General features: G+C 64.1%; 12 protein-coding genes. 5 read left to right on the plus strand and 7 right to left on the minus strand.

The window, feature by feature from the left end:
* The first annotated feature begins 31 nt into the window (after window positions 1-31).
* Together GL284_RS13955 and GL284_RS13960 are read left to right on the plus strand one after the other, a co-directional pair.
* Window positions 32-427 carry a DoxX family protein gene (locus tag GL284_RS13955; RefSeq protein ID WP_155045251.1) on the plus strand — a complete coding sequence of 132 codons (396 nt, stop codon included), beginning with the start codon at window positions 32-34 and terminating at the stop codon, window positions 425-427.
* Between the two features lie 133 nt (window positions 428-560).
* Entirely contained in the window at window positions 561-2,063 is a 1,503-nt protein-coding gene (locus GL284_RS13960) for an acetyl-CoA hydrolase/transferase family protein (RefSeq protein WP_155045252.1), read from the plus strand.
* An 89-nt stretch (window positions 2,064-2,152) separates the two neighbouring features.
* On the opposite strand, the gene GL284_RS13965 is transcribed toward GL284_RS13960, so the two are convergent.
* The 5 genes from GL284_RS13965 to GL284_RS13985 all read right to left on the minus strand — a co-directional run bounded on the left by GL284_RS13965 (window position 2,153) and on the right by GL284_RS13985 (window position 6,005).
* Window positions 2,153-2,929: a MetQ/NlpA family ABC transporter substrate-binding protein gene (locus GL284_RS13965; protein ID WP_155045253.1), complete on the minus strand. Its 777-nt coding sequence runs from the start codon at window positions 2,927-2,929 to the stop codon at window positions 2,153-2,155.
* Window positions 2,930-2,944: 15 nt separating this feature from the next.
* On the minus strand, window positions 2,945-3,619 hold the full coding sequence (locus GL284_RS13970; RefSeq protein ID WP_155045254.1) for a methionine ABC transporter permease: 675 nt from the start codon (window positions 3,617-3,619) through the stop codon (window positions 2,945-2,947).
* Window positions 3,609-4,640, minus strand: a complete 1,032-nt coding sequence (locus tag GL284_RS13975; protein ID WP_155045255.1) for a methionine ABC transporter ATP-binding protein — start codon at window positions 4,638-4,640, stop codon at window positions 3,609-3,611. Before GL284_RS13975 ends, GL284_RS13970 begins: the two co-directional genes overlap by 11 nt.
* 141 nt (window positions 4,641-4,781) lie before the next feature.
* Window positions 4,782-5,510 (minus strand): triose-phosphate isomerase, encoded by a 729-nt coding sequence (gene tpiA, locus GL284_RS13980; protein WP_155045256.1) that lies wholly within the window; start codon window positions 5,508-5,510, stop codon window positions 4,782-4,784.
* A gap of 132 nt (window positions 5,511-5,642) precedes the next feature.
* On the minus strand, window positions 5,643-6,005 hold the full coding sequence (locus GL284_RS13985; protein WP_155045257.1) for a HesB/IscA family protein: 363 nt from the start codon (window positions 6,003-6,005) through the stop codon (window positions 5,643-5,645).
* 201 nt (window positions 6,006-6,206) lie between these two features.
* Here GL284_RS13985 and rpsD point away from each other — a divergent pair, with 201 nt between their 5' ends.
* Together rpsD and GL284_RS21550 are read left to right on the plus strand one after the other, a co-directional pair.
* A complete protein-coding gene (rpsD, locus tag GL284_RS13990; protein WP_341870379.1) occupies window positions 6,207-6,827 on the plus strand; it encodes a 30S ribosomal protein S4 in 621 nt (206 codons plus the stop codon).
* 161 nt (window positions 6,828-6,988) lie between these two features.
* Window positions 6,989-7,825, plus strand: coding sequence for a hypothetical protein (locus tag GL284_RS21550; protein ID WP_230383076.1), 837 nt, complete (start codon window positions 6,989-6,991; stop codon window positions 7,823-7,825).
* Here GL284_RS21550 and GL284_RS14000 read toward each other — a convergent pair.
* Together GL284_RS14000 and acnA are read right to left on the minus strand one after the other, a co-directional pair.
* Complete coding sequence (locus GL284_RS14000) at window positions 7,822-8,367, minus strand: putative glycolipid-binding domain-containing protein (RefSeq protein ID WP_155045258.1); 546 nt, start codon at window positions 8,365-8,367, stop codon at window positions 7,822-7,824. The genes GL284_RS21550 and GL284_RS14000 overlap by 4 nt on opposite strands.
* A gap of 90 nt (window positions 8,368-8,457) precedes the next feature.
* The gene (gene acnA / locus GL284_RS14005) at window positions 8,458-11,229 is read right to left on the minus strand and encodes an aconitate hydratase AcnA (RefSeq protein WP_341870380.1); all 2,772 of its coding nucleotides are present in this window, start codon (window positions 11,227-11,229) and stop codon (window positions 8,458-8,460) included.
* Window positions 11,230-11,484: 255 nt separating this feature from the next.
* Here acnA and GL284_RS14010 point away from each other — a divergent pair, with 255 nt between their 5' ends.
* On the plus strand, window positions 11,485-12,729 hold the full coding sequence (locus GL284_RS14010; RefSeq protein ID WP_230383077.1) for a DUF1223 domain-containing protein: 1,245 nt from the start codon (window positions 11,485-11,487) through the stop codon (window positions 12,727-12,729).
* Window positions 12,730-12,767 lie beyond the last annotated feature (38 nt).

The raw sequence follows: 12,767 nt of genomic DNA on the forward strand, positions 1-12,767 counted from the left end.
CCCTATCGAAATTCATCAAGGAAGATGAAAAATGACTGACAAGAATGCCGATATTGCGGCCTTTGTCCTGCGCGTCTCGACCGGGGCGGTGTTTCTGGTGCATGGCCTGACCAAGCTGTTCGTGTTCACGCCTTCGGGCACGGCGGGCTATTTTCAATCGCTGGGTCTGCCGGGGGCGCTTGGCTATCTGACCATGCTGATCGAGATCCTGGGCGGTCTGGCCCTGATCGCGGGCATCGCCACGCGCTGGGTGTCGCTGGTCATGGTGCCGGTGCTGCTGGGTGCGGCGCTGTTCGCCCATGCGGGCAATGGCTTTACCTTCAGCAATCCGGGCGGCGGCTGGGAATATCCTGTGCTGTGGGCCGTGGTCATGGGCGCGCTGTCGCTTTTGGGTGACGGGGCGTGGTCGCTGGGCCGCAAACGCTGAGCCCGACCCTGATAGCACACGGATCCCACACGGATCCCCTTGGGCGGCCTTGCGAAAATCGCATGGCCGCCTTGATTTGTCTGTCGCGTGAATTCTCCATAATCCTCGGGGAACCGCATCAGGGAGGACACCGATGGACAGGGATTATCTGCACCGCATCCGGCATGCGGCGCTGCGCGAACGTGTCGTCAGCGCCGATCAGGCAGCCGGTCTGATCCGCGACGGCATGGTGCTTGGCATGTCGGGCTTTACCCGCGCCGGTGAGGCCAAGGCCGTGCCCATGGCGCTGGCCCAGCGGGCAAAGCACGATCCGCTGAAGGTCACGCTGATGACCGGGGCATCATTGGGCAATGATCTGGACAAGACGCTGGCCGAAGCGGGCGTGCTGTCGCGCCGCATCCCCTTCATGTCCGATCCCGGTCTGCGCGCCGCGATCAATGCGGGCAAGGTCATGTATATCGACCAGCACCTGTCCGAGACGGTCGAGCAATTGCGCACCCGGCAACTGCCCGCCGTCGATCTGGCCATTATCGAGGCGGTTGCGATCACCGAAACCGGTGGCATCGTGCCCACCACCTCGGTCGGCAACAGCGCGAGCTTTGCCATTCTGGCCGAGAAGGTCATCGTCGAGATCAACCTGAACCAGTCCGAGCATCTGCAGGGGCTGCATGACATCTATATCCCGACCTATTGGCCGACACGCATTCCGATCCCGGTGGTGACGCCGGAAAGCCGGGTCGGGTTTCCCTTTATCCCGATCCCGCCGGAAAAGATCGCGGCCATCGTGATTTCGGAAAAGCTGGACAGTTCCTCGACCGTGACGCTGCCGGATGCCGAGACGCGGATGATCGCGGGCCATCTGACGGAGTTTCTGAAAAACGAAGTGTCGCGCGGGCGTCTGCCCGCGACGCTGCATCCCTTGCAAGCCGGGATCGGATCCATCGCCAATGCGGTGATGCATGGCTTCATCGACAGCCCGTTTCACGACCTGACGATGTATTCCGAGGTCTTGCAGGATTCGACCTTTGATCTGATGGATGCGGGCAAGATGGTCTTTGCCTCGGGGTCGTCGATCACGCTCTCGGCGCCGAAATATGCCGATGTGATGGGGCGGTTTCAGGACTTCAAGTCAAAGCTGGTGCTGCGCCCGCAAGAGATCTCGAACCATCCCGAGGTGGTGCGCCGGCTGGGGCTGATCGCCATCAACACGGCGCTGGAATTCGACATCTATGGCAATGTGAATTCCACGCATGTCATGGGCACGCAGATGATGAACGGCATCGGCGGCTCGGGGGATTTCGCGCGCAACGCCTATCTGTCGGTCTTTGTCACCAAATCGCTGGCCAAGGGCGGGCGGGTGTCGTCGGTCGTGCCGATGGTCAGCCATGTCGATCATACCGAGCATGACGTGGATATTCTGGTGACCGAGCAGGGGCTGGCCGATCTGCGCGGGCTGGCGCCGCGCGAACGGGCGCGCGTCATCATCGCCAATTGCGTGGCCCCGGAATGGCGCGATGCGATTGCGGATTATCACGACCGCGCCGTGCTGCGCGGCGGCCACACGCCGCATCTGCTGGAGGAGGCGCTGAGCTGGCATGACCGGCTGCGGCGCACCGGATCCATGCGGGCCGAGTGAGGCTGGGTGAATGACGAAACGCCCCGCGAGATCTGCGGGGCGTTTGCGTATCGCGCGGTCGCGATTGAGTATTTGCAGAACGAAGAAGCTTACCAGGCCGGGATGACAGCGCCGGTATATTTGTCCTGGATGTATTTCTTGACCTCGGGGGAGTTGTAGGATTCCACGAGGGTCTTGGCCCAGGGCGCGTCCTTGTCGGCGGTGCGCACCACGATGATATTGGCATAGGGGCCATCGGCATTTTCGATGGCGATGGCGTCTTTTTCCGGGTTCAGGCCAGCTTCCAGCGCGTAATTGGTGTTGATGACCGCGACATCGGTATCGGCCAGCGCGCGGGGCAGCTGGGCGGCATCGAGTTCAAGGAAGCGCAGGTTCTTGGCGTTTTCCGTCACGTCCAGCGGCGTGGGCGACAGGCCCGCATCGGGGTTCACGGTGATGAGGCCCTTGGCTTGCAGCAAAAGCAGCGCGCGACCGCCATTGGTCGGGTCGTTCGGGATCGCCACGCGACCGCCCTCGGGCAGGTCGTCCAGCGATTTCAGCTTTTGCGCATAGACGCCCATCGGCGTGGTGATGGTCTTGCCGATGCTGACCAGATCGAAGCCGCGATCCTTGATCTGGTTGTCCAGATAGGGCTGGTGCTGGAAGCTGTTGGCATTCAGGTCGCCATCGTTCAGCGCCTGATTGGGCACGACGTAATCGGTGAATTCCACGATGTCGATGGTCAGGCCCTTGGTTTCGGCGACCTTGGCGACCTGTTCCATGATTTCGGCATGTTCGCCGACCGAGACGCCGACCTTGATTTCCTCGGCCGAGGCCATACCGGCGACCAGCGCCATGGCCGATGCGAGAAGGGCGATTTTACGCATGAAATTTCCTTTCAGTTACCGGCCCCGGTTGCGGGGGGCGCGTTTGTCAAAGCGCGATGCGATCCATTCGCCCAGCGACTGGACCAGTTGCACCAGCACGATCAGGATGACCACGACGGCCAGCATCACCTCGGGCATGAAGCGCTGATAGCCGTAGCGGATGCCAAGGTCGCCCAGACCTTCGCCGCCGACCGCGCCGACCATGGCGGAATAGCCGATCAGGCTGACCACGGCGAGCGTCAGGCCAAGGATGATGCCGGGCATCGCCTCGGGGATCAGCACTTTCCTGACGATCTGGCCGGGGGTGGCGCCCATGGCGCGGGCGGCCTCGATCAACCCGGCATCGACTTCGCGGATGGCGGTTTCGATCAGCCGGGCGATGAAAGGCGCGGCGGCGATCGTCAGGGGCACGATCGCGGCGGTCGTGCCGATCGAGGTGCCGGCCAGCAGGCGCGTCAGCGGGATGATGGCGACGACAAGGATGATGAAGGGCGTCGAGCGCGCAGCATTGACCACAAGCCCCAGCACCGTGTTCAGCACCGGCGCGGACAGCAATTCGCCGCGGCGCGAGGTGGCCAGAAACACGCCCAGCGGACCGCCGATCAGCGTGCCGATCAGCGCCGACATCGCCACCATGTAAAGCGTTTGCAGGGTCGATTCCCACAGGATCGGCGCGAGGTTAGTCCACATAGCCAAGCACCTCGGTCAGCAATCCGTGTTCTTCAAGGAAACGCTGCGATTCCCTCAGCCGGTCGGCGGGCAGCCCGACGATCAGGCTGCCGAAGGGCTGGTCGCCGATCTCCTCGATGGCACCGGCGAGGATATTGACGCTGATGCCGCGCTCGGCGGTCAGGCGTGCCAGCATCGGATCGGTCGCGTGGCTGCCGGTGAAGGTGATCTGCACCACCGCCTGTGCCCCGGCATCCGGGCGCAGCCGGGCGGTCACGAATTGCGGCACGGTGACGCCGGTCACGCCTTGCAGGAAGGATCGCGTCGTCGGATGGCTGGGGCGCGAGAAGACGGCATAGGTTTCGCCCGATTCGACGATCTGGCCGTTTTCGATCACCGCGACATGGCTGCAGATGTCGCGCACCACGGCCATTTCATGGGTGATGAGCAGGATCGTCAGGCCCAGATCGCGGTTGATCCGGGCCAGCAGGTCCAGCACCTGCCGCGTGGTGTCAGGATCCAGCGCCGATGTCGCCTCATCCGAAAGCAGCACCTTGGGGCCGGTCGCCAGCGCGCGGGCGATGCCGACGCGCTGTTTCTGCCCGCCCGACAGTTCCGCCGGATAGCGGTTGGCCTGCGCGGTCAGCCCGACCCGCTCGATCAGTTCGGCCACGCGGGCGGCGGTGTTCGTCTGGCCCGCGATTTCAAGCGGCAGGGCGATGTTTTCGGCCACCGTGCGCGAGGCGAGCAGGTTGAAATGCTGGAAGATCATCCCGACCTCGCGCCGGATGCCGCGCAGATCCGCGCCCGAGGCCGTGCCGACATCGCGCCCGTTCACCGTGACCGTGCCGGCGCTGGGGCGTTCCAGCCCGTTCACCATGCGCAGCAGCGTCGATTTGCCCGCGCCCGACCGCCCGATGATGCCGGTGACCGCACCTTGCGGCACCGACAGGTTGATGTCCTGCAAGGCCACGACATCGCTGCCGCCCTTTTGCGGATAGCGGCGCGTCACGCCGTGAAATGAGATTGCCGCGTCCTGCATCGGTCCTTCCTGAGATCAAGGGCTGACCTATGCGCGCAAGCCCGGCTTTTGCAAGGGGCAGATGCCTGCGAAAACAGCAACGCCATTCCATCCCGCGCGTCTGGGATGGAATGGTGTCCTTTTTCGCGAAAATTTCTGCGCTCAGGCGGCAGAAAGTGCGGTGATGATCGGGCCGAAATCGGCGGCTTTCAGGCTGGCCCCGCCGACCAGCGCGCCATTCACATGCGGGATGGCAAAGATCTCGGCGGCATTGCCCGGCTTGACCGAGCCGCCATAGAGCAGGGTGATGTCCGCACCATCGGCGAAGCGCGCGGACAGGCGGTCGCGCATCAGGGCGTGGACCTCGGCGATCTGGGCATCGGTGGGGGTGCGGCCGGTGCCGATGGCCCAGACGGGTTCATAGGCGATGACGGTATTGGCGGCGGTGGTGCAATCGGGGACCGAAGCGGCAAGCTGGGCCGAGATCACGTCAAGCGTGGCGCCGCTGTCGCGCTGGGTTTCGGTTTCGCCGACGCAGATCGCGGCGACCAGCCCGGCCTGATGCGCGGCGATGGCCTTGGCGGCCACCTGCGGATCGGTTTCGGCATGATCGGTGCGGCGTTCGGAATGGCCAAGGATGACGTGGCTTGCGCCCACGTCGCGCAGCTGCGCCGCCGCGATGTCGCCGGTATGCGCGCCCGAGGCATTGGCATGGCAGTCCTGACCGCCGGTCGCGATGCCTGTGGCCGCGACGGCCTGAATCAGCGTGGCGGGCGGGCAGATCAGCACGTCACATTCGGCGGGGGTGGCGCGGATCTGGTCGATCTCGGCCAGCGATGCCAGCGTGCCATTCATTTTCCAGTTGCCAGCGGCAAGTTTGCGCGGGGCCATCAGCCTCTCCCTTATGTCGGTCTGACAAGGGGATAGGGGCGGCAGCCCGGCGGATCAAGCGGGGTTTGGGATGTGTGCGCTAACGCCCGGAAAAGAAGTCCGCCGGCAAAGACGTCCGCTGGGGAAAGAAGCTCAGGCCTTGGCGCCGGGAATGGCGAAGCTGACGGATTCGCCGCAGCCGCAGGCCTCGGTCACATTCGGGTTGCGGAACTTGAAGCCCGATTCCAGCAGGCCGGTTTCATAGTCGATTTCGGTGCCGAAGATATACATCTGCGCCGTCGGCGCGATCAGCACGCGGGCGTCGCCCTGTTCCACGACCTCATCGCCGGGGCTGGCGGCATCGGCCATTTCCATGGTGTATTCCATGCCCGCGCAGCCGCCCTTCTTCAGCCCGATGCGCAGGCCGCTGGAGGATTTCGACGCCATCAGCCGCGCGATATGCTTTTCAGCCGCAGGGGTGATGGACACGGGGGCCTTGCCGGGGATCGAAAACATCGCGTCTTCCTTATACGTTGCCCCATATGTAAGAGCATCGCCGCATCTGCTCAAGGGGTGCTTGACACTGGCGCGAACGCGGCTATAAGCGCCGCTTCATTGGTGTTGGTGGACCCCGCAAGGGGAAACCTGTCGGCCGGGTTGCAAGATCCGGTGTCAAAGGACAACGCCCTTCGACAATATACATGAAGGAGATCAGCCGTGACCAAACGCACGTCTGCCAAGTACAAGATCGACCGCCGCATGGGCGAAAACATCTGGGGCCGCGCCAAGTCGCCGCTGAACAAGCGCGAATACGGCCCTGGCCAGCACGGTCAGCGCCGCAAGGGCAAGCTGTCCGACTTCGGCACCCAGCTGCGCGCCAAGCAGAAGCTGAAAGGCTATTACGGCGATCTGACCGAAAAGCAATTCCGCCGCATCTATGCGGAAGCCGAGCGCGTCAAGGGTGACACCGGTGAAAACCTGGTCGGCCTGCTGGAGCGCCGTCTGGATGCCGTCGTCTATCGCGCGAAATTCGTCGCCACCATCTTTGCCGCACGTCAGTTCGTGAACCACGGCCATGTGGAAGTGAACGGCCAGCGCGTCAACATCGCGTCCTACCGCGTCAAAGAGGGCGATGTCGTCGCCATCCGCGACCGTTCGCGTCAACTGGCGATCGTTCTGGAAGCCGTGGCTCTGACCGAGCGTGACGTTCCCGACTATCTGGAAGTCGACCACAACAAGATGACCGCGACCTTCGTGCGCACTCCGGCTTTGGGCGATGTGCCTTATGCCGTGCAGATGGAACCGAACCTGGTCGTCGAATTCTACGCCAAGAACTGATCCCTTCAGTTCGCCGGATTTCGGGCCGTCCCTTCGGGGGCGGCCTTTTTCGTTGTTGTGCCCCGCCTGCATCACAAACGCCGGAGGTTGTGCCGCGCCGGATTGAAACCATGGCGGCATTTCGGCTTTAACTGCGCTGGTTGGTCAAATCGGGGGCGATCATGCGGGCATTGTCGGGGCTGTTTCTGGTGGCTGTCATCACGGGGCTAAGCGGCCCTGCCATGGCGCAGGACATCGCGACCCAGCCCGTGTCCGAGGCCGTGCCCGAGGCCGCAGGCGCCGCTGCGCCTGCCGCGCCGGATGTGGCGCAGGTCGCGCCCGCCGATGCCGCAACCGCCGGTGCTGAAACCGCCGATGCCGCGACCCCAGCCGAAAGCGCTCCCCTGCTGGACCTTGCCATGCCCGATGAGCCCGCGCCCGCAACCCAGCCGCAGCAGGACGCGCAAGCCACCCCGTCGCGCGCCGAAAAGGTCTGGACCTGCGAAAGCTCGATCGCGGGCACCCGCACCGAGATCGGCTATGTGCGCGATGACGAATTCCGCGCCAATGTCGGTCGGGTGGAAAAGAACTTCTCGGGCTGGGGCAAGATTTCCTGCCCCGGCTACGTCACCCTGCGCGAGATCCTGCGCCGCAATGCCATGACCGATGACGGCAGCTATTGCCTGTTGTGGGACAGCCAGAACGACACCTATATCGGCGCGCAGCAGGGGCCGCGCAAAGGCAACGCCGTTTGCCGCAAGACCTTCTGCGAACGGGTGAACAGCACGCGCGCCGCCACCTTCCGCAATGCCAATGCGATGGCGGTGTCAGGCTTTGATGCGATCACCCAGCGGCCCGGCGCTGCGGTGCTGGCCGCGACCTCGGGCTCGGTGGTCGGCACGCTGGAAGCGGCGGGCGCGGCTGCGGTGGGGGTTGCCGCATCGCCCGTGGCCGTGGGCTCGATGGTCATCGGCTCGGCCGCGGTGGGCGGCACGATGTGGTATTGCTCGGAAGGCTAAAGCCTGCGGTACAGCTGCGGATAATCCCTGACCAGCGCATCGGCATCGACGCGCAGATCGGCGCTGAACCCATCGCTTTCATAGCGGTAAAGATCATCCTCAAGCCGGGTATAGTGCTGCCGCATGGGCCGGGCGCGAAAGCGGCGGAATTCGCCGGGCAGGGGGATATAGGCGGCCTGAACCTCGGCGGATTGCCCGACCGCCAGCCCAAGGCGCAGGATCGGCAGGGTATTCGTTGACGGCGACATGCCCAGATCCACGTCGAGGCAGCCCGCCAGCAGCGGCAGCGCACCGCCATTCGACAGATCGTGCCAACGGCCAAAGCCGTCCGCCCGCAGATGCAGCCGCGGCCCGCTGGTCAGGCAGGCCAGCACTTCGCGGGTGCGGGACTGTGCATCGGCGATGACGATATAGAAGCCGCCATCCTCGCTGTCGCGGATCCCGGCGACGCTGCCCGACAGGCGCAGCCCTGCGGCGTCGCGATCAAGCTGGCAATGCTCGATCCCTCTACCATTCGCGTCCTGCCAGCGTGCGATTGTCATGACACCCCCGCCAGCCCAATGAAAAAGACCCCGGAGAGTTCCGGGGCCTTCATCACGTTCAGGGCAAGATGTCGATTTGGCAGGGCAAGATCAGGATTTGGCCAGATTGCGCAGCACGTAATGCAGCACGCCGCCGTTTTCCAGATATTCGATCTCGACCTCGGTATCGACGCGGGCTTTCAGCTGGATCGTCTTCTGCGTGCCGTCGCCATAGGTAATGGTGCAGGGAACCACCGACAGCGGCTTGAAATCACCCTCAAGCCCTTCGATGGTGACGACCTCGTCGCCCTTCAGGCCCAGCGAGGTGCGGGTGTCGCCGCCCGTGAACTCGAACGGCACGACGCCCATGCCGACCAGATTCGAGCGGTGGATCCGTTCAAAGGATTCCGCGATCACCGCCTTGACGCCCAGCAGATTGGTGCCCTTGGCCGCCCAGTCGCGCGACGAGCCCGCGCCGTATTCCATGCCGCCAAAGATGACCAGCGGCACGCCCGCATCCTTATAGGCCATCGCCGCATCATAGATCGAGGTCTGCCCGCCATCCGGGCCCTTGGTATAGCCGCCCTCGACCCCGTCCAGCATCTCGTTCTTGATGCGGATATTGGCGAAGGTGCCGCGCATCATGACTTCGTGGTTGCCGCGGCGCGATCCGTAGCTGTTGAAATCCTTGGGCGCGACCTGCCGCTCGGTCAGGTATGTCCCGGCGGGGGTGGTCGGCTTGAAGGACCCGGCGGGGCTGATGTGGTCGGTGGTGATCATGTCGCCAAGGATGGCCAGAACGCGCGCATCGTGGATATCGTGCAGCGTGCCCTTTTCGGCGGACATGTCCTGAAAATACGGCGGGTTCTGGATATAGGTCGAACTTGGTGGCCAGTCATAGGTTTCGCTGTCGGTCACCTCGACCGCGCGCCAACGCTCGTCGCCCTTGAACACATCGGCATATTTGGTCTGGAACATCTCGCGCGTGACGATGGTGTCGACCAGTTCCGCCACCTCTTTCGAGCTGGGCCAGATATCGGCCAGAAACACCGGATCGCCGGCATCGGTGAAGGCCAGCGGCTCGCGCGAGATGTCGATATTCATGTCGCCCGCGATGGCATAGGCCACCACAAGCGGCGGCGAGGCCAGATAGTTCGCGCGCACATCCGGGCTGATGCGGCCTTCAAAGTTGCGGTTGCCCGACAGCACCGACACGGCAACCAGATCATTGTCATTGATCGACTTGGAAATCTCGGGTTGCAGCGGGCCGGAATTGCCGATGCAGGTGGTGCAGCCAAAGCCCACAAGGTTGAAGCCAAGCGCGTCCAGATCTTCTTGCAGGTTCGCCGCCTCAAGATATTCCGCCACCACCTGCGATCCCGGCGCCAGCGAGGTCTTGACCCAGGGCTTGCGCGTCAGCCCCAGCGCCCGCGCCTTGCGCGCGACCAGCCCGGCGGCCATCAGCACATAGGGGTTCGAGGTGTTGGTGCAGGAGGTGATCGCCGCAATCACCACCGATCCGTCGTGAAGCTGGTAATCCTGCCCTTCGACGTTGCCGGATTTATAGCCGTCCAGATGGCCGGGCAGTTCCTCGGGCTCGGGCGCGCCGCCATCGGCATTCCAGCGTTTTTCCGAAGTCAGCGTCGGTTCGGGCAGATTGCGCGTGCCGCTGATGTATTTGCTGAATTCAAAGGCCGCATCGGTCAGCGCGACGTGATCCTGCGGGCGTTTCGGCCCGGAAATCGCCGGCACCACGGTCGACTGGTCAAGTTCCAGCGTCGAGGAATAGATCGGCGCATAATCCCGCGTGCGCCAGAAGCCGTTTTCCTTGGCATAGGCTTCGACCAGCGCGATGCGATCCTCGTCCCGGCCGGTCTGGCGCAGGTAACGCAGGGTTTCGTCATCGATGGGGAAAAAGCCGCAGGTCGCGCCATATTCCGGCGCCATATTGGCGATGGTGGCGCGGTCGGCCAAAGGCATATGGTCCAGACCTTCGCCGTAGAATTCGACGAATTTGCCGACGACGCCATGCTTGCGCAGCATCTGCACGACCTTCAGCACCAGATCGGTGGCCGTGACGCCTTCGCGCAGCGCGCCGGTGATCTTGAAGCCCACCACCTCGGGGATCAGCATGGAAATCGGCTGGCCCAGCATCGCGGCCTCGGCCTCGATCCCGCCGACGCCCCAGCCAAGGACGGCAAGGCCGTTGACCATGGTGGTGTGGCTGTCTGTGCCGACCAGCGTGTCGGGATAGGCGACCTCGTGTCCGTCCTGATCGGTGTCGGTCCAGACGGTCTGCGCCAGATATTCAAGGTTGACCTGATGGCAGATGCCCGTGCCCGGCGGCACCACGCGGAAGTTGTTGAAGGCGTTCTGCCCCCATTTCAGAAAGGTGTAACGCTCAAGGTTGCGTTCGTATTCCAGTTCCACATTGCGCTGGAAGGCGCGGGGATTGCCGAATTCGTCGATCATCACCGAATGGTCGATGACCAGATCGACCGGGTTCAGCGGGTTGATCTTCTGCGCGTCTCCGCCCAGCGATTTGATGCCGTCGCGCATGGCGGCCAGATCGACCACGGCAGGCACGCCGGTAAAGTCCTGCATCAGCACGCGGGCCGGGCGATAGGCGATCTCGCGCGGATTCTGACCGCCCTTGTCGGCCCATTCGGCGAAGGCCTTGATATCGTCCACGCTGACCGTCCGGCCATCGTCTTCAAAGCGCAGCAGGTTTTCCAGCACGACCTTCAGCGAGGCGGGCAGCCTTGAGAAATCGCCAAGCCCCGCGTCGCTTGCGGCCTCGATCGAGTAATAGGCGACCGAGGCGCCGCCCACACTAAGCTGGCGGCGCGTCTTGGCTGTATCGGTTCCGGTGATGATGGTCACGGTTCGGCTCCCTGATCCTTGCAAAAGGTGGCTGACTGACTGTCTCGGGGAAAGATGTGCGCCTTTTCAACATGCGGTTCAAGGGTCGGGGTGCAATTGTATGCAATTGCATACGGTGCGGGCGGAAAAGGAATCTGTGTGTTTCCGGCAACGATCACATGGTTGGAACGTCGTGCTAACAAAGCATTGATTTGGCGCTTGCCTGATGCGGGCGTTAGGTGAAGTGGGTCGGAATACTCGGGAAATAGCGCAGACATGGCTTCAGAAACAGCAACCGTATTGGCATCGCGGCACCAACGCGCGGGCCGTCGGCACATCACATTGCTGCGGGGCGGGCTTGCGGTTTCGGTGCTGGTGCTGTGCGGCCTGCTGGGCCAGCCGGTCCGTGCGCAGGACGCGGGCGGGCAGGATGCGCTGCCATTGTCGGACGGCTTCAGCATCTCGACCGAGGGGTTCGTGCCGGGCATGATGGATGTGCCGGTGACGCCGCTGCCGCAGGCGGATGTGCAGCCGATGCCGGGCGATGATCCGGTCGGCGTTTCGGTCCTGCCGCAACCGGGGGCGGAACTGGCGGACACGACTTCGGGGCAGACAGCGCCGGGGCAGACAGCGCAGGGTGCCAGCGATGTCGGCCTGATCGAGGCCCCGGATGAGCCGCCTTCGGTCAGTGCCGCAGCGATCCCCGGTCTGGACGACGATCCCTTTGCCGACATGACCGGCATGGCCAGCTTTGCCGAACGCCGCACCGCCGAAAGCCGGGCGCGCATGGCGGGCCCGGTCGGGCATCCGCCCGTGGTGGTCGAGCTTTTCACCTCGCAGGGCTGTTCGTCCTGTCCGCCCGCCGATGCCATGCTGGGCGATCTGGCGGATCGCAGCGACATTCTGGCCCTGTCCTGGCATGTGGATTACTGGGATTATCTGGGCTGGGCGGATGAATTCGCCAGCCCTGATTTCACCAAGCGCCAGCAGGCCTATGCCCATGCCTGGGGCGAACGTGGCATCTATACGCCGCAGATGGTCGTGGGCGGCACCGATACGCTGATCGCCCTGCGCCCGGCGGAGCTGATGTCGCTGCTGGATGCCCAGATGGCGCGCCCCGCGCCTGTGCTGGTCACCTCCAGCCCGCAGGGTCAGGGCTATCAGATCGAGGTGACGCCGCGCGCGCGCATCCCCGGTCGCGTGGCGATCCTGCTGGTGCGCTATGCGCCCGAACGGCAGGTGACGATCAAGGCGGGCGAAAACCGTGGCGTCGCCGTGACCTATCGCAATGTCGTTCTGGCCGTGGACCGCATCGCCGATTGGGATGGTCGCACACCGCTGCGCATGACCGTGCGCGCCGATCAGAACCCGACGCTTGCGGCGCATGGCGATCCGGCCCAGCCCGCGGCGCGCGATTTCCCCGAGGATACCCGCCACGCCATTCTGGCGCAGGTGCTGGGGCGCGGCGGCGACAAGGCCCGCCCGACCGGCCCCATTCTGGCCGCGATCCGACTGGACTAGGCGCGCGGCCTGCGCCAGACAGGCGCAAATCTTTGCAC

The sequence above is a fragment of the Paracoccus shanxieyensis genome, assembly GCF_009711265.1.
GTDB lineage: Bacteria > Pseudomonadota > Alphaproteobacteria > Rhodobacterales > Rhodobacteraceae > Paracoccus > Paracoccus shanxieyensis.